The 24,108-nt window shown below is 68.3% G+C and carries 23 protein-coding genes; 17 read left to right on the top strand and 6 right to left on the bottom strand.

The window, feature by feature from the left end:
* Nucleotides 1–10: 10 nt before the first annotated feature.
* Both JOD27_RS10205 and JOD27_RS10200 read right to left on the bottom strand, forming a co-directional pair.
* Nucleotides 11–2,287, bottom strand: coding sequence for a helix-turn-helix transcriptional regulator (locus tag JOD27_RS10205; RefSeq protein ID WP_307830045.1), 2,277 nt, complete (start codon nt 2,285–2,287; stop codon nt 11–13).
* Between the two features lie 52 nt (nt 2,288–2,339).
* Complete coding sequence (locus tag JOD27_RS10200; protein WP_204761860.1) at nt 2,340–3,536, bottom strand: DUF7159 family protein; 1,197 nt, start codon at nt 3,534–3,536, stop codon at nt 2,340–2,342.
* 214 nt (nt 3,537–3,750) lie between these two features.
* Here JOD27_RS10200 and JOD27_RS10195 point away from each other — a divergent pair, with 214 nt between their 5' ends.
* From JOD27_RS10195 to JOD27_RS46515, 4 genes are all read left to right on the top strand, one after another.
* Nucleotides 3,751–4,656 (top strand): IniB N-terminal domain-containing protein, encoded by a 906-nt coding sequence (locus JOD27_RS10195; protein WP_204761859.1) that lies wholly within the window; start codon nt 3,751–3,753, stop codon nt 4,654–4,656.
* Nucleotides 4,657–4,855: 199 nt separating this feature from the next.
* Nucleotides 4,856–6,664, top strand: coding sequence for a dynamin family protein (locus JOD27_RS10190; protein ID WP_204762060.1), 1,809 nt, complete (start codon nt 4,856–4,858; stop codon nt 6,662–6,664).
* A complete protein-coding gene (locus JOD27_RS10185) occupies nt 6,661–8,055 on the top strand; it encodes a P-loop NTPase family protein (RefSeq protein WP_204761858.1) in 1,395 nt (464 codons plus the stop codon). Before JOD27_RS10190 ends, JOD27_RS10185 begins: the two co-directional genes overlap by 4 nt.
* A 15-nt stretch (nt 8,056–8,070) precedes the next feature.
* Complete coding sequence (locus JOD27_RS46515) at nt 8,071–9,348, top strand: PhzF family phenazine biosynthesis isomerase (RefSeq protein ID WP_204761857.1); 1,278 nt, start codon at nt 8,071–8,073, stop codon at nt 9,346–9,348.
* A 49-nt stretch (nt 9,349–9,397) separates the two neighbouring features.
* On the opposite strand, the gene JOD27_RS10175 is transcribed toward JOD27_RS46515, so the two are convergent.
* Nucleotides 9,398–9,823: a nitroreductase family deazaflavin-dependent oxidoreductase gene (locus tag JOD27_RS10175; RefSeq protein WP_204761856.1), complete on the bottom strand. Its 426-nt coding sequence runs from the start codon at nt 9,821–9,823 to the stop codon at nt 9,398–9,400.
* 181 nt (nt 9,824–10,004) lie between these two features.
* Here JOD27_RS10175 and JOD27_RS10170 point away from each other — a divergent pair, with 181 nt between their 5' ends.
* The 8 genes from JOD27_RS10170 (at nt 10,005) to JOD27_RS10135 (ending at nt 17,281) form a co-directional block, all read left to right on the top strand.
* The gene (locus JOD27_RS10170; RefSeq protein WP_204761855.1) at nt 10,005–10,955 is read left to right on the top strand and encodes a LysR family transcriptional regulator; all 951 of its coding nucleotides are present in this window, start codon (nt 10,005–10,007) and stop codon (nt 10,953–10,955) included.
* 330 nt (nt 10,956–11,285) lie between these two features.
* Entirely contained in the window at nt 11,286–12,143 is an 858-nt protein-coding gene (locus tag JOD27_RS10165) for a gamma-glutamylcyclotransferase family protein (protein WP_239566673.1), read from the top strand.
* 66 nt (nt 12,144–12,209) lie between these two features.
* The gene (locus JOD27_RS10160; RefSeq protein ID WP_204761853.1) at nt 12,210–12,785 is read left to right on the top strand and encodes a DUF4232 domain-containing protein; all 576 of its coding nucleotides are present in this window, start codon (nt 12,210–12,212) and stop codon (nt 12,783–12,785) included.
* Nucleotides 12,786–13,262, top strand: a complete 477-nt coding sequence (locus JOD27_RS10155) for an alpha/beta hydrolase (RefSeq protein WP_204761852.1) — start codon at nt 12,786–12,788, stop codon at nt 13,260–13,262.
* Between the two features lie 16 nt (nt 13,263–13,278).
* Nucleotides 13,279–13,710 (top strand): hypothetical protein, encoded by a 432-nt coding sequence (locus tag JOD27_RS10150; RefSeq protein ID WP_204761851.1) that lies wholly within the window; start codon nt 13,279–13,281, stop codon nt 13,708–13,710.
* Between the two features lie 240 nt (nt 13,711–13,950).
* A complete protein-coding gene (locus JOD27_RS10145; protein ID WP_030467713.1) occupies nt 13,951–14,211 on the top strand; it encodes a hypothetical protein in 261 nt (86 codons plus the stop codon).
* Nucleotides 14,211–14,462, top strand: coding sequence for a hypothetical protein (locus tag JOD27_RS10140; protein ID WP_189259659.1), 252 nt, complete (start codon nt 14,211–14,213; stop codon nt 14,460–14,462). The genes JOD27_RS10145 and JOD27_RS10140 overlap by 1 nt, the downstream gene beginning before the upstream one ends.
* Nucleotides 14,462–17,281 carry an FtsK/SpoIIIE domain-containing protein gene (locus JOD27_RS10135; protein WP_204761850.1) on the top strand — a complete coding sequence of 940 codons (2,820 nt, stop codon included), beginning with the start codon at nt 14,462–14,464 and terminating at the stop codon, nt 17,279–17,281. Before JOD27_RS10140 ends, JOD27_RS10135 begins: the two co-directional genes overlap by 1 nt.
* 8 nt (nt 17,282–17,289) lie before the next feature.
* Here JOD27_RS10135 and JOD27_RS46510 read toward each other — a convergent pair whose 3' ends face one another.
* Nucleotides 17,290–17,778, bottom strand: a complete 489-nt coding sequence (locus JOD27_RS46510) for a zinc ribbon domain-containing protein (protein ID WP_307830044.1) — start codon at nt 17,776–17,778, stop codon at nt 17,290–17,292.
* Between the two features lie 51 nt (nt 17,779–17,829).
* Nucleotides 17,830–17,967 carry a helix-turn-helix domain-containing protein gene (locus tag JOD27_RS46505; RefSeq protein ID WP_307830043.1) on the bottom strand — a complete coding sequence of 46 codons (138 nt, stop codon included), beginning with the start codon at nt 17,965–17,967 and terminating at the stop codon, nt 17,830–17,832.
* A 95-nt stretch (nt 17,968–18,062) separates the two neighbouring features.
* Here JOD27_RS46505 and JOD27_RS10125 point away from each other — a divergent pair, with 95 nt between their 5' ends.
* From JOD27_RS10125 to JOD27_RS10115, 3 genes are all read left to right on the top strand, one after another.
* Nucleotides 18,063–18,503, top strand: coding sequence for a hypothetical protein (locus tag JOD27_RS10125; RefSeq protein ID WP_204761849.1), 441 nt, complete (start codon nt 18,063–18,065; stop codon nt 18,501–18,503).
* Nucleotides 18,504–19,217, top strand: coding sequence for a GNAT family N-acetyltransferase (locus JOD27_RS46500; RefSeq protein ID WP_204761848.1), 714 nt, complete (start codon nt 18,504–18,506; stop codon nt 19,215–19,217).
* An 82-nt stretch (nt 19,218–19,299) separates the two neighbouring features.
* A complete protein-coding gene (locus JOD27_RS10115) occupies nt 19,300–20,313 on the top strand; it encodes an NADP-dependent oxidoreductase (protein ID WP_204761847.1) in 1,014 nt (337 codons plus the stop codon).
* Between the two features lie 201 nt (nt 20,314–20,514).
* On the opposite strand, the gene JOD27_RS10110 is transcribed toward JOD27_RS10115, so the two are convergent.
* Entirely contained in the window at nt 20,515–22,077 is a 1,563-nt protein-coding gene (locus JOD27_RS10110; protein ID WP_204761846.1) for an FAD-binding oxidoreductase, read from the bottom strand.
* Here JOD27_RS10110 and JOD27_RS10105 point away from each other — a divergent pair.
* Nucleotides 22,076–22,651, top strand: a complete 576-nt coding sequence (locus JOD27_RS10105; protein WP_204761845.1) for a TetR/AcrR family transcriptional regulator — start codon at nt 22,076–22,078, stop codon at nt 22,649–22,651. The genes JOD27_RS10110 and JOD27_RS10105 overlap by 2 nt on opposite strands.
* Nucleotides 22,648–24,033, top strand: a complete 1,386-nt coding sequence (locus JOD27_RS10100; RefSeq protein WP_204761844.1) for a glycerol-3-phosphate dehydrogenase/oxidase — start codon at nt 22,648–22,650, stop codon at nt 24,031–24,033. The genes JOD27_RS10105 and JOD27_RS10100 overlap by 4 nt, the downstream gene beginning before the upstream one ends.
* Nucleotides 24,034–24,108: the final 75 nt, after the last annotated feature.

Below are 24,108 nucleotides of genomic sequence, written 5' to 3'. Positions count from 1 at the left end.
CCCGAAAACCCTAAACCCCAACAATATGCCGCAGCTGAGCCAGCAAATCAGACCGAGAAGTAGACCCCAACCTCTGCCTCATCCGAGCCATATGATGCTCAACAGTCTTGGCAGAGATGAACAAACGATCCCCAACCTGCTTATAGGTCATCCCTTCCAAAACCAGCCGGGCAACCTCCCGCTCCCGATCACTCAACTTCCCGGAATCCTCGGCAACGGCCGGAGCGTCCTCAACCCCGCGCCGAGCCGAAACAGGCCGGCCCTGCAACAGCCGGGCACAGTCGAGCAACCGAACCATGGCCTGCCGATCGGACGTCCGAATAGCGGCCTGCCCAGCCAGTCGAGAAGCATCCCAGCAAAGCCCGACGGCATGCAGGCTACGAGCAGCTTCCTCAACCCGATCCGGGTCAACCTTCCCAGCGATCACATCGAGCCAGCTCTCGGCAGCAACAGAAATAACGGCACAATACCGAGAATGCTCCCGATTGACTGCCAGCGCAGCCGCATGCTCTTCAGCCGCAGAAAAGTTCTCATCAATGATCGCAGCGTGCAACAAACTCCAATGCAGCTGCGTAGCCCACAACGGCGGTTCCCCCAACGACCGCAACAACGCGGCGGCCTGGGCAAGATGCGGCGCCAACCGCTCCTGGTCCCTCAACCGAGCGGCAGCAGCGGCGAACTCCCCTAGCGGCAACAAGGAGAACAGGTCCACAGGATGCCGCAGAACAGCCTCACAGGCCTGCTCCCAAGTACGCCGCAAGGTAGCCAGATCACTGTTGCGCCGCGCCACCCCGACCTCGAGCGCCACAGCAAAAATCCAGTCGCGAGGCTCGAACACCCCACGAACGGCCATCAGCGCCTCACGCGCAACAGCCAAATTCCCACGCAACATGTGCAACCAGGCCTGCAACAACCGATGCCGCACCGACATCAGGACCCCACCGGTACCGCACTCCACAGCACGATCCAGCACGGACTCGGCAACGTTCGGCTCACCGCACTGCACAGCCACCAGCGCAGCCAGCGCAGCCGGACTGTCGGGCAACAACACGGCCCCACCAGCAGGCTCCAGCATCGACGACGCACGCACCAAAGTGGACAGTGCGGCGGTCTCGGCCCCGGAAACAGACTGCCGAACCCCTTGCAACATCAGCGAAGCGGCACCACCGAGCATCGTCGGCGGCTGCGGCGGCGCCTCCTCGAACCGATGCCCGGTCCCGATCAGCCCGATCCCGGCAAACGCCGCCGCATAAGGAGTGGCAGCCCACCGAAACAGCTCGGTGCTACGAGCCAACTGCCCCCGATGCGCCAGCGCCACCGCCGCAACTTCGGCAGCCGTCCGCCGATGCGGCGTGTCGGAAGCACTGATCACCTGGTCGGCCAGCCGCAGAGCGGAATCCAGATCGCCGGCCATGGCGGACGCCGTCGCCCACGAAGCAGCAGTCTCCGCAGAGGGCGCCCCACCACCGGTGGAAGCCTTGAACAACCGAGCAGCGAGCCCAGGATCGGAAGCCAGCGCCTCCCGAGCAGCCGCGGCGAACACGGGCCCACCGATCCCGGTGTCCAGCAACGGCCGCACCAGCTCCAGAACCGGCCCGCCGCGCTCAAGCTGCAACTGTGCCAACTTCTGTCGCACGGCGATCCGCCGCTCAGCCCGGGTCAACGCCGCGACGGCCCGATGCGCCAACGGCAACAGCGTCCCGTCCTCGGCGAGCATGCCGGTGGCCCGGGCAGCCTCGATGATGTCGCTGACCTCGTCGAAGTCCTTGTCCAGCAACGAGGACAACAGGTCGAGCCGCTGGGCGGCTCCGGCCTCGGCGGCCAGCAGGAACCTCTGCACGTCCGGGTCCAGCCAGTCGAGCTCGGAGCGGAACCCGCTCAGCACCTCGGGCGACACCTCGGTGGCGGCGCCGAGCCGTTCCACGAACGCGGGCACGCCACCGGTCTGCCCGAGGACGAAGTCCACCACGGGCTTCGGCGCGTGCAGGAACTCGCGGACCTGCTCGCGGGAGAACGGCGCCAGCGGCACGACCACGGCGCCACGGGTCAGTTCGGCCAGCGCCGAGCGACGCGGCCACGGACGGTAGGCGGCGACGAGCAAGGGCTCGGCAGCCAGGTCGCGCAGTGCGGTGTCGTCCAGCAGGTGCACGTCGTCGACCACGCGCACCGCGGCGTTGGTGATCTCTTCCAGCAACGCTGTCTTGCCGTAACCGCCAGGCGCCACAACGACAACGCGCAGGCGGGTGCCCGCGGGGGCGTCGTTGATCCGGTCGAGGACGTCTCGCACGGAGGCGTCCAACACCAACCTGGCTCGCGTGGTCACGCTCAACGGCCGTCCTCTAATCGTCGTTCTTGGATTTGGAACTGGACCGGCGGCCGACGGGGTTCAGCGCGCTCGCCACGCGCTTCACCCGGCGCGGGGGCAGGTCCAGCGGGGACACGTCCACCGGCGGGCGGGGTGGTGGCGCGGTGAACTCTTCGTCGTCGGGGCTGACGATCTCGCCGACCGGGAACCGCAACGACGCTTCGCGGGTGTGAACCAGGACCGACGTCTCGAGGGGCTCGGGTTCGGACTCGGGCCCGACGACCACCAGCCGGGCGGCGACAGCGGCGCCCTTGGCCACCGAGTGCTCGGGGGCGGCCTCGGCCAGCACCCGGCAGTCGACGGCGGCGGACAGCGCGTCGCCGATCCCGGGCATCCGGCAGCCACCACCGACGAGCAGCACCGCGTCGGGCTGCACGGCGCCCAGAGCGCGCACGAAGGTGCACACCAGGTGGTCGACGGACGGCCGGATCTCCTCGACGAACTCGTCGCGGGTGATCTCGACGCCGCTGATCACGACCGACGGGCCGAACGCCCGCTTCGCCGCCTCGCACTCGGCGACCGACACGACGCCGTCCTTGCCGAGCCTGCCGCGCACCAGTGCCGCCAGCAGGTCGTCGAAGTCGCCTCCGGTGTGGTGGTCGATGCCCTCGACGTGGTTGACCAGCTCGAACGTGCGGCTCTGCGACCGGCGCACGACCGACGCGGAGAACGCGTGGCTGCCCAGCGAGAACACCGCCAACGACGAGTCCGGCAGTACCCGCGAGCGCACGGCGTGGTTCTCGGCGGCCGCGAACGGCTCGGGCACGAGCGTCACGTCGTGGACGCCGACGGCCCGCAGCGCCGCGTAGAGCTGTCCCCGGCGATAGGGGCCCCATCCGGCCGGGTGACTGACGGCCACGTGCCGGGGCTGTTCACCCTCCCGGGCGACCACCTCGCCGATCACCCACATGATCAACAACGCGGTCAGTTCCTCGGCCGGGCACGTCTCCGGGCCCAGCGAGAACGGCACCGCGTCACCGACTCTGCGGGCGAATCCGGTGGCCGCCCAGCCGGACGAGTCGAACTCTCCCACCGAGAACGTCCCTGCGTCCGTGAGCTGCAGAAACGACGGAACAACCAGGGCGATCTCGGCATCCCGGGCACCGTCGAGACGGCACACGGCAGCGGTCGTGCGGGTGGTCCCGACATCGACTCCGAGTACGTACGCCAAGTCTCTTCCTCACCTGTTCGCAGCAGCGACCAGTACCTACACGGGTGAACAAGAGACGCTCAAGCAGTGCCCCTAATCCCCTAGGGGGTTAACGACCGTCACCCCTTCAGGGAACGGGGATTCACTGGGAGTGATCCCCGATGTTCGGGTGTTCCCGCTCTCATAGCTTTTCGGCACACCAATTGAAACGTGCTTCAACAGGAGAGTCCTTCAGATGATCGAGTCGACCAGCACGCTCCACGACTTCGTGCTCAACCTCCTCAGCGACCCGGCCCTGAAGGCCGCTTTCGCCACCGACGCTCAGGGCACGCTGGAGCAGGCCGGCCTGGCCGACATCACGGCCGTTGACGTGCAGGAGGTCATCCCGCTGGTCCTCGACCTGGTCCCCGCCGTCGACGGTCTGCCCACCGTCGAGGGTCTCGACCTGGCGCTGCCCACGGACTCCTTGCTCGCGGCGGGCCCGCTCGGCGCCATCAGCCAGCTGCAGGCCGTCACGTCTCAGCTGACCTCGTCGGGCGTCAACCTCAGCGACCTGCACACCTCGTCCGCGGGCGTGCTCGCGGTCGACGAGAACGGTCTCAACCTGATCGCGGCCAACAAGACCCTCGGCGAGTTCACCTCGACCAAGCTGGGCCTCGGCGGTGACTTCTCCGCGGTCAACGACGTGACCTCCGTCCTCGACCACACCGCGTCCCCGGTCACCGGCACCGCGCTCGACGTGGCCGACACCGCGACCTCCACCGTCGACGGCACGCTGGCGACCGCTGGTCACACCGTCCCCGGCCTCGACGGCGTCCTCGGCCACCTCGACGGCGTGACCGGCCTGGCCCACGACACGCTGGGCGTGCTCGGCGGCGCGGACGCCGGCATCGGCTCCCTCAACGTCAGCGGCCTGAACCACATCACCGACGGCCACGTCGGCGTCCAGTCCATCGAGACCGTCGGCCAGGTCACGCACGACGTGACCGGCGCCGTCAGCACCGTCACCGACGTGACCCACACCGCGACCGGTCTGGTCGACCACACCGCCGGTGTCGGCAACGTGGTCAACACCGTCACCGACGTCGCGCACCACGCGCCGGTGGTCGGCGACCTCGACCTGCACGGCCTGCTCGGCTGAACCACCCTCCCCATCCCGGACCGGCCCTGTCTCTCCTGACAGGGCCGGTTCGGCGTCTACCAGGCAAAACGGGCAGGATCGTGGGCGCGGTGAGCAAGATCACCGCCCTCTCCGAGCAGCCCTGTCTCCCCCGAACGGAACCGGGCTTGCGTTCGAGACTTTCACCCAAGGGGGTGAACACGGCACTATGAGTCAGGTGATGGCACCGCCTTGGCTCGACGTGCTCGATGAGACGATCGGTGCCTGCGTCACGCACCGGAGGCCCGACCTGGAGGCCCGGCTGCGAGAGAAGCGGGCCCAGCAACTCGACCCCAAGCTGCGCGTACTCGTCGTCGGCGAGTCCAAACAAGGCAAGAGTCAACTCGTCAACGCGCTGCTCAACGCGCCGGTCTGCGCGGTGGGCGACGACATCACGACGACCGTGCCCACGTTCGTGCAGCACGCCGACACCCCGTCGGCCGCGCTGGTCCGCAACGCCTCCGCCCGCGGGTCGATCTTCCACACCCCGACCGAGCGCATCGCGGTCCCGATCGAGCAGGTGACCAAGCAGGTCTCCACCGCGCACTCGCAGGACGTCGTACGCGCCGAGATCGGCATTCCGCGCGCGTTGCTGGACAACGGCCTGGTCCTGATCGACACCCCCGGAGTGGGTGACACCCGATCCGCGCACACCGCCAGCACGTTCGCGACGCTGATGCAGGCCGACGCCGTGCTGCTGGTGTCCGACGCCACCGGCGAGCTGACGTCGGCGGAGATGACGCTGCTCAAGAAGGTCATGGAGGCCTGCCCGAACGTCACCGTGGTCGTCACCAAGATCGACCTGGTGCCGAGCTGGCGGACGGTCGTGGAGCGCAACAAGGCCCTGCTCGCCCGCGCCGGCGTCCCCGCGAAGCTCATCCCCGTGTCGAGTGCGCTGCGGTTGCGCGCCGCGAAGACCGGTGACCAGCGGCTCAACACGGAGTCCGGTTTCCCCGAACTGCTGGCCTGCGTGCAACGCGACATCGTCGCGAGCGCCGACCTGCTGGCCCGCCGCGCTGTCGCCGTCGTCGCTTCGAGTGCCATCACCCAGCTCGTCACGCCGTTGCGCGAGGAACTGACGGCACACGACTCGTCCCGCACGGCCGAGACGATCTCCACGCTGCAGGAGGCCCAGCGCCGGGTCGACGAGTTGCGGCGCCGCTCCGCCCGTTGGCAGAACGTGCTCAACGACGAGATGGCCGACCTGATCTCCGACGTCGAGTACGACCTGCGTGACCGAACGCGCAAGATCCTGCGCGAGGTCGACAAGACCTACGACGAGGCCGACCCCGCGATCGGCTGGGACAAGTTCGAGCAGTGGCTCGAGGACAACCTCAACGAGGCCGCCACCACGAACTTCGCCTGGCTGATGGAACGCGCGGAGTGGGTCGCCGCGAAGGTCGCCAAGAACTTCCCCGTCTACCGCGAGGACCTGATCCCCGGATCGGTGCTGCCGGACGACCTGCTGGAGCCGGTAGGCAAGCTCGACAAGCCGAAGATCGAGCCGTTCTCCATCCCGCAGAAGCTCTTCACCGGTCTGCGCGGCTCGTACGGCGGCGTGCTGATGTTCGGTCTCGTCACCTCGCTCGCCGGCATGCCGCTGATCAACGTGATCTCGCTCGGCGCCGGTGCGCTGTTCGGCGGAAAGTCCATTTTGGACGAAAGCGACCAGCGGCTGAAGCGCCGCCAGGCCGCCGCGAAGGCCGCGGCACAACGGCACGTCGACGACTTCTTCGTGAAGTTCTCCAAGGACGTCCGTGACGCGGGCCGGCACATCCAGCGTTCGCTGCGCAACCACTTCAGCACGCTCGCCGAGGAGTTCCAGGAGACGTTGCTGGAGTCGGCCCGCAGCGCCAAGCGCGCGATCCAGGACGACCAGACCGAGCGCGAGCGCCGGCTGCGGGAAGGCCGCAAGGAGCTCGACAAGCTCATCTCGCTCTACAAGCGGGTGCAGGCCCTCGGCGGACCGGTGATGGAGCTCTCCGCGTGACATTGGACCGCGTCGTCTGGTCGATGCTGCAGGAAGCACTGGCCGTCTACCGCGACAGCCCGCGCGCCACGGGGTGGTTGCGCTCCCACGTCGAGCGCTACACCGAACCCGTGCGGATCGCGGTGGCCGGCCGGTCGCGCATCGGCAAGTCCACTGTGGTCAACGCGCTGATCGGCGACGAGTTCGCGCCGTCGAGCTCCTTCGTCTGGTACCGCAACGGCACCGAACCGCGGGCGCACGTGTTCTCCGGACCCGGCCGTCCGCACGAGGTCCAGGTGGGCAGGCGGGGCAGCAGGCACCACGTCGAGATCGGCCAGTTCGACCGCGCCGACAGGGTTGTCGTCGAGTGGCCCTCGCGGTCGTTGCGGGACATCGTGCTGATCGACACCCCGTCCGAGGCCTCACCGGAACAGGTGCTGGGCGACGCCGACGCGTTGCTGTACCTGATGCGGCACGTGCAGAACGACGACCTGAAGTTTCTGCAGGCGGCCAACGACCACCCGATCGCCAGGGTGTCGAACGTGCACACGGTCGCGGTGCTCGCCCGTGCCGACGAGATCGGCGCCGGGCGGATCGACGCGTTGTCGTCCGCGAAGCAGATCGCCCGCCGGTATCGCCGTGACGTGGCCGTGCAACCGTTGTGCCAGAACGTGGTCTCGGTCGCCGGTCTGCTGGCCGTGGCGGCGAAGACGTTGCGGGAGGACGAGTTCGCGGCCCTCCGCGCGCTCGCCTCGCTGGGACGCGAGGAGCTCGAAGACCACCTGCTCTCGGCGGACCGGTTCGCCGGCGAGCAGTTCCCCTTGCCGATGGAACCCGCGGTGCGCCAGGCGTTGCTCGAACGGTTCGGGATCTTCGGCGTCCGGCTGATCACCGCGTTGATCCGGCAGGGCTTCGACACCCAGGTCAAGCTCACCGGCCAGCTGGTGCAGCGCAGCGGGCTCGGCGAGCTGCGCGACTCGATCGCGATCCACTTCACCGAGCGCCGCGAGATCCTCAAGGCGCGCTCTGCGTTGCTGGCGCTGGACGTGCTGTTCCGGATGGAGCCGCGGCAGAACGCCCGCAAGCTGATGGCCGACCTGGAACGCGTCGTCGCCTCGGCCCACGACTTCCGCGAGCTGCGGCTCGTGGCCGCGTTGCAGGCGGGACGCACGAAACTGCCGGCCGAGCTGCAGACGGAGGCGCTGCGGCTGATCGGCGCCGAGGGCGCCACACCGTTGGCGCGCCTGGGCTTCGAGTACGAGGCCGACCCGCACGAGCAGCGCGAGGCGTTGCTCGACGCACTGGTGCGGTGGCAGGCGATCGCGGCCGACCTGCACGCGCCGAACGACCAGCGCCGGGCGGCCCAGATCGTCGTCCGCACGTGTGAAGGGCTTCTCCTCCCGCTGTCCTGAGGCACGATGGTCGTCATGGAACTCGTGCGTTGGCGGGACGAGCACTTCGAGCACATGCTGCGCTGGGCGCACGATCCGAGGATGACCAGGTACGTCGGTGACGGGACGACCTGGTCGCCGGAGTACGTGGCCGAGCGGCACGAGCAGGCGTTGCGGCACTGGGAGGTCCACGGTTTCGGCCTGCACGCCGTCGTGGAGGACGGCGAGGTCATCGGCATCGGCCAGATGCTCGAAGGTGGTGCCGGCGAGATCGAGATCGGCTACTGGGTCGACCCCGCGCACTGGGGCCGCGGCGTCGCCACGAGGATCGCAGAGGACCTGCGGGACAAGGCCCTCGCCATCGCCGACCGGGTCGTCGCCGGGCACCAGGCCGAGAACACCGCGTCCGGCCGCGTGCTCGAGAAGGCCGGCCTGACCTACTTCACCAGCAAGTACATGGGCGGAAGACTTCAGCACTGTTACGCGTTGCAGCGGGGTATGAACAACACAGGGGTTCTGCGCTACAGCGCGTTCACCAAGGATCCGGCAGGCGGCAACCCGGCGGGTGTCGTGCTCGACGCGACCGATCTGTCCGACGCCGAGATGCTCGCCATCGCCGCGAAGGTGGGTTATTCGGAGACGGCGTTCGTGCTGCCGCGCGACGGGCGCGAGTTCGACGTCAGGTACTTCAGCCCGAAGGCCGAGGTCGCGTTCTGCGGCCACGCCACGATCGCCACGGCCGTCGCGCTGTCCGAGCGGGTCGGCGACGGGCCGCTGACGTTCCACACGCCCGCCGGCGAGATCACCATCGAGACCGCGAACGGCACGGCCAGCCTGACCAGCGTGCCGACCAGCACGTCCGAAGCAGCTCCCGAGCTGGTGGACCAGGCGCTGGAAGCGTTGCGGTACAAGGAGATCGGCGACGGCCCCGTGCACGTCGGGTTCGCCGGCAACAAGCACCTGCTGATCCCGCTGAAGGATCGTGAGCAGCTGCGGGATCTCGACTACGACTTCGACGCGCTGCGCGACCTGATGCTGGCCCACGACCTGACGACCGTGCACCTGTTCTGGCGCGAGTCGGCGGACCTGGTCCACGCCCGCGACCCGTTCCCCGTCGGTGGCGTGGTGGAGGACGCGGCGACGGGCGCTGCCGCCGCCGCGTTCGGTGGTTACCTGCGCGACCTCGAAGGGCCGCAACGGTTCGTCATCAGCCAGGGCGAGGACATGGGCAGGCCGTCACGGCTGGAGGTCGACGCCACGCGCGAAGACCGCCGGGTCACCGTTTCAGGGGCCGCCGTCCTTATCAGTGCCTGACTGCCGCTGCTCCGCAGACGGCGGCGAGTTCGTCTGGAAGTCGAACTCGCTAAATCCGTTCCAGCACCACAACGGGAATCTCGCGGTCGGTCTTCTTCTGGTAGTCGGAGTACGCCGGCCAGACCTCGTTCATCAGCTTCCACAGCCGGTCCCGCTCGTCGGGGCCGGCTGTGCGAGCACGTGCCCTGAACTTGTCCGCGCCGACCTGCACCTCGGCCTCGTCGTCGGCCTGCAGGTTGAGGTACCAGGACGGGTGCGTCGGCGCACCTCCCTGCGACGCCACGACCACGTAGTTGTCGCCGTCCGGCTGGTAGATGAGAGCGGTCCGCCGCAGTTCGCCGCTCTTGCGCCCCTTGGTGGTCAGCAGAAGCGTGAACACACCTGGCCGCCATTCGTGGCCCTCGGCTCCGTCGGTCTCGACGTACTTCTGGATGTGCTCGTTGACCCAGCTCGTGGGAGAGTCCTTCACCGCCATGGGTTCGACGCTACTGCCGCGGAGCGCAGGGTGCGCGGCAGCAGCGTCGAACCGAGGGGTGCGCACCCTCCCGCGCCGGACCCGGGACGCTGCCGCATGCGCCGGGCCGGATGATCGTCGGAACTCACTATGCCCCGATCGAAGGGTGGCGGCTCATACAGAAGCGGGATACAAGGTCTTTATGCCCGAGCTGGAGCTCCGCCACCTGCGCGCGGTTCGCACCATCGCCGAGGAAGGCAGTGTGACCAGGGCCGCCACGCGGCTCGGACTGACCCAACCCGCCCTGTCCGCGCAGCTGCGCACGGTCGAGAGACTGGTCGGCGGCCGGCTGTTCGACCGGACGCGCAACGGGTGTGTCCCCACTGACCTGGGCCGTCGCGTGCTGGGCACGGCCAGGCTCGTGCTCGACGAGATGGCTCAGCTGATGAGCACCACGAGGGAGACCGACCGCCGCGGGCCGTTGTTCTTCGGCTGCATCCCGATCCTGTACTTCGCCAAGCTCGTGGAGGGCCTGCGGGAGCTCAACGCCGACGTGCGCGCGGAGGTGCGGCCGTCGTCGGCGGAGATCGTGGACATGTTGGAGGCCGGACAGGTCCACGTGGCACTGTTCGAGTTCTTCGACGGCATGCACGCGCGTGACCTGGCCGGCATCGAGCTGCGCAAGCTCGTGACCGAACCCGCGTTCGTCGCGGTGTCCGAGACCGACCCGCTCGCCGGGCAGGAGGAGATCGACCTGGCCCAGCTCGCGGACCGCGACTGGGTCACGCCGCCCAAGCAGCACATCGGCAGCAGGACCCAGATGTTCCAGGCGTGCGCGGACGCCGGGTTCGTGCCGCGGCTCACGCACCACACCGGCGAGGCGAGCATGGCCCGCGGCCTGGTCGCCGGCGGGTGCGTGTCGTTCGCCGCGGCGCCGTCGCGCACCGGGGACGGCATCGTGATCAGGCGGTTGCGCGGGATGCCGTTGATGACGGACATCTTCGTGGCGACGCGCCGGGACTCACCGGTGTCGGGGCGGGCGCACGAGGTGTTCGCGTGCGCCGCCGACGCCTACCGCTCGGTGCTGGACCGCAATCCCGAGTACCGCAGGTGGTGGGACGCGCATCCGGAGGCGCACCCGGAGTTCACCTAGACATCGGGGCAGTCACCCGATTGCGTAGTGAATGTTCTCACTAAACTCCAAGGAACCGGGGTTAGACCTCGGATGGGTCACGATTAGGGGGCGCAATCTGGCCCCTTGCTTTGGCACAATGGACCAATGGCCCAACCGTTCACCGACGAAAGCCATCCAGCGGAGCCCTATCCGGGCGCACGTCCAGACCACTGTTTCGTCCACGTCGACGAAACGGGCTGGCCAGTGCGACCGGACCTCACGATGGAGTCGGGATGGCGTGTTGAGCCGGAGAACATCGACCTAGACCAATGGCTCGCAAACCACGGCGAGCCCCCGCTGGCAGCCCGAATGCCGGTGCTCGGCTACGGCTCCAACGCCAATCCCAGCAAGGTCACCTGGCTCCGCGAGGAGCTCGGACTCGAAGGCCCCGCGGTCGTGCTTCGCGCACGATGCGAGGGCCTTTCTGCTGTCTGGGCCGCGGGGATGCGGGCCCGTGACGGCCAGCGCCCGGCCACCCTCGCGGCCGCGCCGGGCCACGTCGAGGAGCACTCCGTCTGGTTCGCCACACCCGAGCAGCTGCGAGTGCTGGACCGCTGCGAGGGCCGCGGACTGCGTTATCGCCTCGTACGCCTGCACACGGGCCGTGTGGTGCTCTACAACGGTGGCGTCGTCGACAGCGTGCTGGCGTACACAGCGGGCTCCAAGAAGCGGATGCCCGTGCTCTTCAACGGCCGTATGGTCCGCTGCACGGACGTCTCGCAGCGAGCCGCCCGCGTCCTGGGCGAGAGGCCGGCGATGACCGATGGACTGGACGTGACCGAGGTGCACGGCGCACCGTCCGCCGACGACTGGCCGGAGCTGCTGTTCGTGTACGGCACGCTCAAGCCGGGCGCAAGCGCTTGGCACCTGATGGAACCGCACGTCGTGGAGTCGGAGGAGACCCACCTGCCCGGCACGTTGTTCGACACGGGCCTGGGCTACCCCGCGCTGCGTCCCGGCGCCGGACTGGGTGTGCCCGGTTTCGTGCTGCGGCTGCGGTCGCCGGAGGACGCCCTGCCGCTGCTCGACGAGTACGAGGGTGAGGACTACCGCCGCGTGCGGGTCGTGCTGCCGGACGGCCGGATCGCCTGGACGTACATCTGGACCGCGGCGGTGAAGGGCATGTCGGAGCTGCCGGACGGATGGGACGACCACCAGATCCGGTGAATTACCGGCACGTTGTGTGGCTGAGTTGGTATTTGGGCACATCCTTCGGTGGTAGGAGGTGCACCCATGACTCGACGGTTGATCGCCTGCGGACTGCTGGTGCTCGCATCCGTGACGGCCTGCGGGGACAGAACTCCGGACACCGCGACGCAGACGATGCCGACGTCGACGCCGTCGTCGACCAGTTCGTCCTCTGCCACCAAGGACGCAGTGGCCGCACCACTCACGAAGCGCTGCGACTCGTCGGTGCTGAAGGGCCAGCTCGACCCGACCGACGCCGGCGCGGGCAACCGGTACGGCAAGTTCGTCGTGACGAACTCCGGCACCGCGCCGTGCACGTTGAACGGCTACAGCGGTTTCCAGCTGGAGAACGCGTCCGGTGCGATCCCGACCAAGCTGGAGCGCAAGGCGGACCCCGGTCCCAAGGCGCTGACGCTCGCGCCGGGCGGGCGTGCCTCCGCGAACCTGCACTGGGGTGTCGTGCCGTCCGGCAACGAACCCGTGGACGGGCCGTGCCAGCCGGAGCCGTCGAAGGCAGCGGCCATCCCCCCGGACGAGACGGTGCCGCTGAGCGTGCCGTGGACGTTCGGACCTGTGTGTTCCGGTGGCCGGATCGAGATCAGCGCGTTCTACGCTTCGTAGATGGACGCACCCGGATGGCTCGCCGTGTTGCCGCACGGCGAGCGCATCGCCTTCTCACTGCGCACCGCGGGCGTGCCGGTCGCGGTGACCGAGGACGTCGAGTCCGCGGTGAAGGCGGCCGACCGGCCGGTCGTCCTCATTGGACACTTCACCGGCGCGCCCGTCGCTGTTCGTTACGCGCAAACGCATTCCGGGCTCGCCGCACTGGTGCTGGTGTCGCCGGTGCTCGGCATGTGGGACGGCGCGTCCGACGAGCTGGCCGAGTTGATGGACGAGGTCAACTTCGGGCCGGCGCTGGGCGAGCTGCCGACGTTGTGGCTGCACGGGTCGGACGACGAGATCGTGCCGATCTCGGACACGCGGGCGGGAACGGACCGCATTCGCGGTTCGGCGTTCGAGGAGCACGTCGTCGACGGGCTGCTGACCGACGGCGAGGCCGTCACGCGGGTGCTGGAATTCGTGCGCAGGGTCGTCTGACACCATCTCTGCTGCCATGAACCATGACGACCTCGTGCTGCTGATCACCGTGGTGGTCGAGGCGGCGGACGAGCAACAGGCGCGTGCCGCGTGCGACGCGCTCATCAGCCGTGCCGGTGCGCAGGTCGTGGACGCCCGTGACTGCTCGGACGAGGAGCCGTCGTGCTGGGCCGTCGTCATCACGGAGCCGAGCCAGGAGAAGGCCACTCACAACGTCTCCGCGGCGCTGGCGCGGGCGGTTCGCACGTTCGTGCGCGGGCTGGGTGACGGCTTCCCGACGCCGCGGGTGGCGTGCGAGCCGCCCACGGCGTGGACCGTGCTCGACGATCCGGAGTTGATCAGCGGTCTCGTGCCGGGTGCGGAGCGCGTCCTGGTCGAGGCGTGGGCTGGAGATGACCCGTTCGGTGCAGGCACTGCGCGTGACAACTCACCCTCGCGGCCGTCGTGATTCACCCGGCCGGTCGGCAGGCCTTCACAACAGGGTGTAGGCGGCATTGTGAGGGTTACTACACGCTCAGTCGAGGGGCCAGGACCACGCCTAACTGATCATTAAATCAAGGCCCGTTCGAGTGGATTCAGGCATCCACCCAGTTAGCCGATCTTCGGTCTCAACTGTGAAAATCTGGGCACAATCTCTACTGAGGGTGGTTGTACGACCACCCTGTTCCGGGAGGGTTCGGGAGTCGACATGGCCAGCATCGAAGAGGTCCGTGCCGCAATTGCCCAGGCGATCGACAAGGCGAGCCAAAGCCAGTCGGCCCTCCAACAGGCGGCTGAGCTCGCCGAGGATGCGCAGCAACTCCTGACATCGGTCACGCAGGGCTCGGTGCAGGCGGACGTCGAGACGACGAACGCCCAGTTCGCCCAGGTCGTGTCCGGCGTGAGCGAGCTGCAGAACTACCTCGGCGCGGGCATTTCCGGGGCCGAGGGCATCAACAGCAGGCTTTGATGGCATCCATCGCCGAGGTTCGCGCCGCGCTCGAGCAGGCGAGCGAGATCCTGCGTGAGGCATACCGAAGTGTGCGTTCCGCGCAGGAGGGCCTCGACGAGGCGGTTTCGATACTCGCCGAGTCGAGCGAGAACCACCACGAGTCGCTGCTTCCACCCGAGTTCGTGCGCGCGAAGGAAAGATTCCCCGATCAGCTGGAACTGATGGTGGGAACCCTCGAGCGCATCCAACGACTCACCGTGGAGCTGTGATGAGCAGGCGGGACGAACGGCGACGGAGGATCGAGGAAGCCTTCGCGGAGTTCCAGCGCGCCGTGGCGGCAGCGCTGGGCTCCGTGGCGCGTGAGCACAGGGCACTCGCCACCGAGCACGCGAAGGACATGTTCGAGCTGACCGTGCGCGGCATGGGCGTCGACAGGGCGATTCGCGATGCCGCGCTCGCGAACGTGACCCCGTTCCTGACGGTCGACGAGAAGCGCGAGAGAAACCCGCGCCAGGCTCCGCTCTCGATGGCCCAGTTCGCCGAGCGTCTCGCCCAGATCAGGCACGACTGGCAGCAGTCGTACCACGAGTGGACCACGACGGGTCCCGACCAGCTGACCGCACTGGTGAATTCGGTCGCCGCGGGGCCGGCGTCGTGGCCGCACGAGTCATGGCTCGGCACGCCGGGCACGCACGACGGCAGCGAGGGCGTGCCGGAGCTGTGGCGGATCGGCACGGGCGTGGTGACGTCCGCGCCGGAGGCGCAGCAGTTCCCCGTCGCCGTGCCGCTGCTGGACCAGTCGCACCTGCACATCTCGTCCACTTCGGACAGTCGCCAGCTCGCGGACACGCTGGTGGAGAACCTGTTGCTGCGGGTGCTGTCGCACTTCCAGCCGGGTCTCGTGCACGTCCACGTGTGGGACGTCGGCCAGCTGACCGGGTCGTTGCCCGGCCTCTACCCGTTGACTCGCGCCAACCTGCTGACGGTGCACGACCCCGCGCGGCTGCACGAGCTGCTGGACGAGCTGTCCGAGCACATCCGCCAGGTGCACACGAAGGTTCTGGTCGACGGGCATCTGACCGTGCGTTCGGTCAGCGGTGAGGGCAGGCGCACCGAGCCGTGGCGGATCGCCGTGCTGTTCGGCAACCGCAGGGCGTTGAAGGAAGAGCACCAGCAGCAGCTGCAACGCGTGGCGCGCAACGGTTTGGCGTGCGGCGTGCAGCTGTTCATCGTGGACATCCCGATCACGATCAACTCACCGGTGGAGACCGTGTCGTTGCGCGGTGACGGCACCGCGATCTGCACGATGACCGGCAAACACGTGACGGTGACGCTGGATCCGCCGCTGCCGCGCACCCTCGTGCCACGTGCTTGTGCCGCCATCGCGGAGAAGCGCGAGGAACGGCGGACGCGCATGAGCACGTTCGGCGATCTGCTGCCGGAACGGCCGTGGACCGAGAACTCGGCCGCTGGAGTCATTGCGCCCGTTGGGTTCGACGACGGCGAACCGGTGTGCGTGCAGCTCGGCGACACCTCGCCGCACGCGTTGATCGGCGGCCCTTCCGGTTCCGGCAAGACGAACTTCCTGTACGCGATGCTCGGTTCGTTGTGCGCGCGCTATTCGCCGGCCGAGCTGGAGCTGTACCTGCTGGACTTCAAGGAAGGCGTGTCGTTCGCGCAGTTCGCGCCGGGCCGCAAGGACCCGTCGTGGCTGCCGCACGCGCGCCTGGTCGGCGTGAACGTCAACACCGACCGCGAGTTCGGCGTGGCGCTGCTGAGGTTCCTGTCCGACGAGATGCGCCGGCGCGCGGACGCGGCCAAGCAGCACGAGGTCACCAAGCTCGAGCACCTGCGCGCGGAGGACCCCGGCGGCCGCTGGCCCCGGATCGTCGCGGTGATCGACGAGTTCCAGTACCTCTTCGGCGAGCGTGACCAGGTCACGGCCGCCGCGACCCAGCTGCTGGAGGACGTGGCGCGGCGCGGTCGCTCGCAGGGCATCCACCTCGTCCTCTCCTCGCAGGACGTCTCCGGCATCGAGGGTTTCTGGGGCAAGTCGGCGATCTTCGAGCAGTTCACGGTCCGCATCGCACTGCCCAAGGCCCGCCGGGTGCTGGCGGAGCCGCAGAACGACGCGGCCGTGGAGCTCCCGCGCTGGCACGCGGTGATCAACCACGAGTCGGGCGTCAAGCCCGGCAACGAGATCTGCCGCATCCCGGACTCCACGTCCAAGGGCACCATGGACTTCCTGCAGAACGAGCTGTGGCGCCGTGAACCAGGCCAGGCCCCCGGCCTCTTCGACGGAAGCAAGGTTCCCTTTCTCGACGCACTGCCGGACTTCCTCGAACTGCGGCCGGGCGATGCATCGCCTACCGTGCTGTTGGGACAGGTGATCGACGTCGCGGGCAGCGCGGCTCGGGTGCGGTTCGCCCGCACTCCAGGCCGCAACATCGCGGTGATCGGCTCCGTGGTTCAGGACGCGGCCGCCGTGCTCGGCGGAGCGGCCGCGTCTCTGGGCAGGCAGCACGAACCGCACGAGGCGGCGTTCACGCTGGCCTGCCTGGTCGACGAGGCCATGCCGTCCGCGTTGCACCTGGCGAAACGCGTGAGCGCGGACGGCCACGACGCCTCGGTGATCGGCATCGACGGCATCCGCGAGCTGCTGGACCGCACGGCAGCACGGCTGCAGTCGTTGAACACGGGCACGTCCGACACGCCGCCGTCACCGCACTACCTGGTGCTCTACGGCGTGGACGCGGCGCACACGTTGCTGGAGCAGAAGGATCCGACGACACGTGCGTCCGGTCTGGACAGCCTGCGCACTGTTCTCAAGCACGGCCCGGAGAACCGCACGCACGTACTCGGCTGGTGGCGCGGCGTGCAGAGGCTCAAGGCGAGCCTGCCACCGGGCGTCTACGACGACATCGGCGCCTGGGTGGCGTTCGACGTGCAAGGCAAGGAGCTGCTGTCGCTCGGTCCGGAACAGGTGATGGCGTGGTCGCCGCGACCACGCCGCGGCCTGTTCTTCGACAGGTTCGAGCACTCGCGACCGCAGGTGATCATCCCGTTCGACACAGGAGAAGTGTCTTGACTTCGTCCCTACGCCCAAGGCAAAGGGACTCCGACCTTCGCGGATCGGGTTTCCTGCTTCGCGGGCAACTGCCTCACCGACTGGTGCCGGATCGGTCTCACGTCGCCTCCACAGGCCGCTACCGCCAGCCCGGCGGCCGGTACGTTCTTCGCTGCGTTGACATCACGGTCGTGCGCAGTCCCGCAACCTGGGCATGTCCACGCCCTCTCGGCAAGGGACAGCGAGCTGGGTTGCGATCCCTCCGGCAACGGACGCGACCAGCGGATCGACGGCGGCTGGTCCATCTTCGCCAGCTTGAGCTTTCCGTCTCGCCACCCGAAAGCCGAGCGGGTGTACTCCGCCGACGCGTGAGACTTCTTCCGAGACTTGAACCGGGGAAACCCTGCTCGCTTGTCGAAGAAGTTCGTGAAGGCTTTCTGCAGATGCCGCAACGCCTGCTGCAACGGCACCGACGAAACTTCGTTGAGGAACGCCAACTCATCGGCCTTCTTCCACACGGTGAGCATGGCCGACGTTTCAGCGTAGTTGACCGTACGGCGCTCAGGGCGTCATGCATCAGCACGGTGTTCGAGCGCCTTGTTGTAGATGAGCCGAACGCATCCGAACGTGCGCAACAACTCTCGTTGTTGCCGCTCTGTCGGATAGAAGCGGTACTTGTACGCTCGCTTTACCAGCGTGCTCGACACCTCTGCCACGGTACTGAGCCGGCATTCCAGACCGAACCTGGAGTGCCTGGGATTGGCCTCCTTGCCACAGTGGGTAAACGTCAACTGGAGTGTCGATGAACCCGATGACGACGATGTTCGAGTCGGTCCCGTCGCAGCGTCAGAGCGAGGAGGTGATCGAAGTGCCGGCCCTGTCCGCTGTCGAGCGCTACAAGGAGATCATCGCCATCGCGACCGACGCGGCAACCCGCCAGCGCAAGCTGGACGAGGTGCGGTGCGCCGAACTCGCAGCGCGGATCGCGTCGACCCAGCACGAGATCGCCGAGGTCCGCGACCGCGAGCGAGTGGTCCGCATGGGCGCGGCCCTGCACTGGGAACAGGCCGTCGAACAGCTCTGGGACGAGCGCTGGTTCAAGATGGTCCCGCCGCCGGTCCCCGACGAGTCGGTCCCACCACGCCCGCAAGGCGAGTACAACCGCGCCATGGACCTCGCCTACCAGGCCCTGGAGGACTCCCTGGCCAAGCGAACCCTGTTGCGCCGCAAGCAGAAGGACTGAGTGCGCCGCTTACGCACCACCGCCGACGTCCTGGACGCCTGCGACGATCCCCTCGTCCGCTGGGCGTCCCAGGCGTTGTCGTCCGGTGGCGCGGCCTGGGAACACCGGGGAGCGGTGGCCGTCCACGCCCCGTCCTTGACCCGACGCCGCCGACTGGTCCTCTCGGGCCCACCAGAGGGCGTGGCGTCCCTCCTGGCGGCACACGGCCGAGGCGTGAACCTCCGCCCACTGCTGGACCGCCCCCTGGCCCACCAGGTGGCCTCGCTGATGCCCACACCATGGGTCGAGGACAAACCTTTCGGCTGGATGGACCGCTCCGGCACCCTGGACCTCCCACCGGAGCCGACCTGGCTGGACACCCCGGACGGCGTGGAACCCCTGCTCCGCACCGCGTTACCCGAATCCTGGGCCTGGCCAGGTGAACCAGGCGTCCGCCGCTGGGCAGGCATCCACCACGACAACACACTCGTGGCCACCGCGGCCGAGGCCTGGTCGTCCCCCGACGTCGGTTTCATGATGGGCGTGGCGGTCCACCCGTCCCACACCCGCAAGGGCCTGGGCCAGCGCATCTGCCAGTTCGTGGCCTCCTCTCTCCTCACCCTCTACGGCACATGCGCCCTCTTCGTGGAGAACTACAACGCCCCGGCCATAGGCCTCTACCGCAAGCTGGGCTTCGCCTACCGAGACATCACCACCCTTCTCCCTGCGGTCTAGCTCACATCCCGGAACACTCCTCAACAGCCGACGGTTGAACCGGATAACTGATCCGCAAATCCAGGATGGAGATGGTTCGACCATGACCAGCACCGCACTCGAAGTCCGCCTCGCCTCCCGCCCCAAGGGCTGGCCGACCGAGGACAACTTCGAGATCGCCGAGGTCGAGATCCCCACCCCGGCCGAAGGCCAGATCCTGGTGCGCAACGTGGTCATGAGCGTCGACCCGTACATGCGCAGCCGCATGAACGACGTCAAGTCCTACGTCCCGCCGTTCCAGGTGGGCCAGCCCCTCGAGGGCGGCGCAGTAGGTGAAATCGTCGCCGTCGGCGAAGGCGTCACCGACCTCGCAGTGGGCGACAACGTCCTGCACGGCCTCGGCTGGCGCGACTACACCGTGGTCCCCGCCGCCCACACGGTGAAGGTCGACCCGACCGTGGCACCGCTGAGCGCCTACCTGGGCGTCCTGGGCATGCCGGGCCTGACGGCCTACGCGGGCCTCCTGGCCACCGCCGAGTTCAAGCCCGGCGACGTCGTCTTCGTCTCCGGCGCGGCAGGCGCCGTGGGCCAGCTGGTGGGCCAGATCGCCCGCCTGAAGGGCGCCTCCCGAGTGATCGGCTCCGCAGGCACCCCGGAAAAGGTCAAGTACCTGACCGAGGAACTCGGCTTCGACGCCGCCTTCAACTACAAGGACGGCCCCGTCGCCGAGCAGCTGGCCGCCGCAGCCCCCAACGGCATCGACGTCTACTTCGACAACGTGGGCGGCGAACACCTCGAGGCCGCCATCTCCTCCCTGAACGTGCACGGCCGGGTGGCCATCTGCGGCGCGATCGCCCAGTACAACGACACCGAGCCGCCCGCCGCCCCGCGCAACCTGGTCCAGGTGATCGCCAAGCGCCTGACGCTGCGCGGCCTCCTGGTCGGCGACCACAAGGACCTGCAGCAGCAGTTCATCTCGGAGGTCGGCGCCTGGATCACCTCGGGCGAGCTGAAGTACAGCGAGACGGTCGTCGAGGGCGGCACCCGCCAGGCCCCGTCCGCCTTCCTCGGCATGCTGCGCGGCGACAACAAGGGCAAGATGCTCGTCCAGTTCTGACACAGGCCCTAAGCCGAGCAGTCCTTGGCCTGCCGGGCTGGCGGGGTGGGTCCTGTCACGAGTCGTGCCCGATCGTCTTGCCGCGCTCCGGCACGGCTCGTGACGGGACACACCCCACCCGGAACCGCAACCAACCCACGGACCCGCAACCGGCACCCGCCAACGCGACCAGGGGACGACCCCTACGGACCCCACGCGCCCCTAAATCAACTTCCCAGGATTCAAGATCCCAGTCGGATCCAGCTGCGCCTTGACAGCCCGCAGCACATCCACCCCGATCCCCCCGATCTCCTTCTCCAACCAGGGCAGGTGATCACGCCCCACCGCATGATGATGCGTGATGGTGCCAAGCCGAGAGATCGCATCCGAAGCAGCCACCTTGGCCCGCTCCCACTGCCCCACCGGATCCGCAAGATCCCGCGGCACCAACACGGTGAAGTACAACGAGGCCCCAGTCTCATAAGCATGCGAGACGTGGCACATCACCACAGGATCCCCAAGCTCGGCCACCAACGCAGCCCGCACCGCGTCCCGCATCTCCGAAACCCGAGACCAGTGAGTAGCCGTCTCCAAGGTCTCGACACAAACCCCGGCATCCAGCAGAGCATCCCGCTGCCGAGGCCCGTTGAACCGCCCATGCAGCCAGGCGGCCCCCATCGCCCGCCCCAGCCGAACAACCTTCCGCCCACTCAACGCGCTCATGGTGGCTGACCGAGACCGACACTCCCACCCGAGAATCACCAGGCAGGGCTGTTTGACACCCCGAAACCTCAGGTACTTCTTCAAAGCAGCGGCCCGAGACCCGGCCAACTCCAGCGCGACCTCAGTCTCGTCCACATCGGACAGTCGAGTGACGTCGGCCAACACCCCGTCCTGAGCGAGCGTCCGCACAAGGTCGACCCCAGCCGGCCACCCGTCAACCACAAAGCCTTCGTAGCGAGGCCCATACGGCTTGGGTCGCACGCGCACGGACACCTCGGTGATCACCCCGAACAGCCCTTCGCTGCCGAGGACCAACTGCTTCAAATCAGGCCCAGCAGCAGAAGCAGGAGCGGCCCCGACAACCCACTCCCCAACGGGAGTGGCCACCCGCAGCGACTCGACCATGTCCTCAAACCGCCCATACCCGGACGACGCCTGCCCAGCAGACCGAGTGGCCGCAAACCCGCCAATGGTCGCCCGCTCGAACGACTGAGGCACATGCCCAAGCGTGAACCCGTGCTCACCCAGCAACCGCTCGGCCTCAGGCCCGGTAACCCCAGCCTGCAGCACGGCAACGCGAGACACCGGGTCAACCGACACCAATGCGCCCAACCCGGCGAGGTCCAACGCGACCACAGCGGACTTGTCCCCGCGCAGAGCTTCGACGCCACCAACAACTGAGGTGCCACCTCCAAACGGCACCACAGCAACGTCGTAGTCAACGCAGACCTGCAAAACCTCGACAACCTCTTCGGGAGTCGCAGGCTGAACCACAGCGTCAGGCACAGCGAGCGTCCCATGCCCGCGACGCCGCAGCAGGTCCAGATAGGACAGTCCACCAGCGCGCCCCAACCGATCAGCCGCCTCCACGCTGACCGCACTGACCGCTTCCAACGCCGTGAAGGCATCCGCGGACAACGCCGACTCAGGGGCCGAAACAGACACCTCCTCGAACGGCTCTCCCAGCCCAACTCGCCGGCTCAGCCACGCCAGCGCATGAGGCGGCAGCGGCTCGGTCTCGGTGGTCCATCTCGCCCTGGTCACTGCTACAGTGTGACACATGACGTCTCAACGTCACACGCACGACGCGCTGCTCGACGCCACCCGTGAGTGTGTTCTCGAGGTCGGGGTGCGCCGGACGACTCTCACCGACGTGGCCAAACGCGCCGGCGTGAGCCGGATGACGCTGTACCGCCGCTACCCGGACGTCGACCACCTCGTGCGAGCGCTCATGACGAGGGAGTTCGCCGCGTTGCTGGCCGAGGTCGAGGAACGCAGCAGCCGGGGCAACGCCAGGCAGCAGCTGGTCAGCAGGGCTGTGGACGCGATCAGGGCGCTGTCGGCCAACCCGCTCATGCAACGCGTGCTGCAGCTCGACTCCGAGCTGATGCTGCCGTACCTCACCGACCGGCTCGGCAGCACGCAGCGGCTGGTCGAGCAGTTCCTCGTCGGCCAGATCGAGGCGGGGCACCTCGACGGGTCGATCCGGTTCGGCGACGCCAAGACGCAGGCCCGCGTGGTGCTGCTGACCACGCAATCGATGGTTCTCTCCAGGAAGCCCGCCACGTCCGGGCTCGACTTCACCTCGCTGCTGGACGAGCTCGCCAAGCAGCTGGACGGAGCTCTGCGACCGTGAACACGTCACTGAACGCCGCCCGCCGCGAGCAGGATCTCCATGCGGCACAGCAGGAAGTCGCCGACGTCCTCGTGATCGGCGGCGGGGTCACCGGTACCGGCGTCGCGCTCGACGCCGCCTCCCGCGGGCTCAAGACCGTGCTGCTGGAGGCGCACGACCTGGCGTTCGGGACGTCGCGGTGGTCCAGCAAGCTCGTCCACGGCGGCCTGCGCTACCTCGCGAAGGGCGACGTGAAGCTCGCCCACGAGAGCGCGGTCGAGCGCGGCATCCTGATGACCAGGACGGCGCCGCACCTCACCCGCACGCTGCCGATGCTGTTCCCGTTGCACGCGGGCGCGAACCACTTCGTCATGGCCGGGCTCAAGGCGGGCAACGCGTTGCGCATCGCCGCCGGCACGCCCGCCGGCGTGCTGCCCCGGCCGCGCCGCGTGCCCAAGCAGGAAGCGCTGGCGCTGGTCCCCGGCCTGAACCCCGACGGGCTCACCGGCGGCCTCCTCAACTACGACGGCCAGCTCGTCGACGACGCCCGCCTCGTCGTCGCCCTCGCGCGGACCGCAGCCGGCTACGGCGCCCGCGTCATCACCCGCGCGAAAGTCCTGACGTTGCAAGGCGATGGCGCCGAAGCACAGGACACGCTCACCGGCACCACGTTCGGCATCAGGGCCAGGGCGGTGATCAACGCGACCGGCGTCTGGGCGGGCACGCTGGCACCGGTGCGCCTGCGCCCGTCCCGCGGCTCGCACCTCGTCGTGGACGCGAGAACCGTCGGCATCACCGGAACGGCGCTGACCATTCCGGTGCCCGGCGAACGCAACCGGTACGCGCTCCTGCTGCCCCAGGCGAACGGCCGCGCCTACCTCGGCCTCACCGACGAACCCGTCGACGAGATCCCGGACGTGCCGACGGTTCCGGAGTCCGATGTGGACTTCCTGCTCAGGACGGCTTCCCACGTCCTGCAACGGGATCTCACGAGAGAAGACGTCATCGGCAGCTATGCCGGACTGCGTCCACTTCTCGAAGCCGAAGGCCAGACCGCGGACCTGTCCCGCCACCACGCGGTACTCAAAGCCCCGAACGGCGTGATCACGATCATCGGCGGCAAGCTCACCACCTACCGCAAGATGGCGGCGGACGCGGTGAACGCGACGAACGTGACGCAGATTCCGTGTCGTACCAAGGACATCCGCCTGGTCGACGACAGGCCGCAGCCCACCACGCCGATCGCGCCGGGCGTGACCGAGGCCGACGTCGTCCACGCGATCAAGCACGAAGGCGCGCTGGACGCCGACGACGTTCTCGACCGCCGCACCCGCATCGGCCTCGTGCCGTCGGACCGCGAGAAGGCGGCCCCGAAGATCGCCGAACTCCTGGCCGCGGTATGAAAACGATGAACGGCGCTTTCGTCCACCTCACGTGGACAAAGCGCCGTTCATCGTTTCTCAGCGCAAGGTCACTCG

This window comes from Lentzea nigeriaca (genome assembly GCF_016907955.1).
Classification (GTDB): Bacteria; Actinomycetota; Actinomycetes; order Mycobacteriales; family Pseudonocardiaceae; genus Lentzea; species Lentzea nigeriaca.
Note: the sequence above shows the minus strand (reverse complement) of the source record. Positions and strands in the feature narration are given on the sequence as shown.

Excerpts from the sequence above, each read along its gene's own strand:
- JOD27_RS10195 (WP_204761859.1), top strand. The coding sequence starts at position 3,751 with ATGATCGAGTCGACCAGCACGCTCCACGACTTCGTGCTCAACCTCCTC.
- JOD27_RS10190 (WP_204762060.1), top strand. The coding sequence starts at position 4,856 with ATGGCACCGCCTTGGCTCGACGTGCTCGATGAGACGATCGGTGCCTGC.
- JOD27_RS46515 (WP_204761857.1), top strand. The coding sequence starts at position 8,071 with ATGGAACTCGTGCGTTGGCGGGACGAGCACTTCGAGCACATGCTGCGC.
- JOD27_RS10175 (WP_204761856.1), bottom strand. The coding sequence starts at position 9,823 with ATGGCGGTGAAGGACTCTCCCACGAGCTGGGTCAACGAGCACATCCAG.
- JOD27_RS10170 (WP_204761855.1), top strand. The coding sequence starts at position 10,005 with ATGCCCGAGCTGGAGCTCCGCCACCTGCGCGCGGTTCGCACCATCGCC.
- JOD27_RS10165 (WP_239566673.1), top strand. The coding sequence starts at position 11,286 with ATGCCGGTGCTCGGCTACGGCTCCAACGCCAATCCCAGCAAGGTCACC.
- JOD27_RS10160 (WP_204761853.1), top strand. The coding sequence starts at position 12,210 with ATGACTCGACGGTTGATCGCCTGCGGACTGCTGGTGCTCGCATCCGTG.
- JOD27_RS10155 (WP_204761852.1), top strand. The coding sequence starts at position 12,786 with ATGGACGCACCCGGATGGCTCGCCGTGTTGCCGCACGGCGAGCGCATC.
- JOD27_RS10150 (WP_204761851.1), top strand. The coding sequence starts at position 13,279 with ATGAACCATGACGACCTCGTGCTGCTGATCACCGTGGTGGTCGAGGCG.
- JOD27_RS10145 (WP_030467713.1), top strand. The coding sequence starts at position 13,951 with ATGGCCAGCATCGAAGAGGTCCGTGCCGCAATTGCCCAGGCGATCGAC.
- JOD27_RS10140 (WP_189259659.1), top strand. The coding sequence starts at position 14,211 with ATGGCATCCATCGCCGAGGTTCGCGCCGCGCTCGAGCAGGCGAGCGAG.
- JOD27_RS10135 (WP_204761850.1), top strand. The coding sequence starts at position 14,462 with ATGAGCAGGCGGGACGAACGGCGACGGAGGATCGAGGAAGCCTTCGCG.
- JOD27_RS10125 (WP_204761849.1), top strand. The coding sequence starts at position 18,063 with ATGAACCCGATGACGACGATGTTCGAGTCGGTCCCGTCGCAGCGTCAG.
- JOD27_RS10115 (WP_204761847.1), top strand. The coding sequence starts at position 19,300 with ATGACCAGCACCGCACTCGAAGTCCGCCTCGCCTCCCGCCCCAAGGGC.
- JOD27_RS10105 (WP_204761845.1), top strand. The coding sequence starts at position 22,076 with ATGACGTCTCAACGTCACACGCACGACGCGCTGCTCGACGCCACCCGT.
- JOD27_RS10110 (WP_204761846.1), bottom strand. The coding sequence starts at position 22,077 with ATGTGTCACACTGTAGCAGTGACCAGGGCGAGATGGACCACCGAGACC.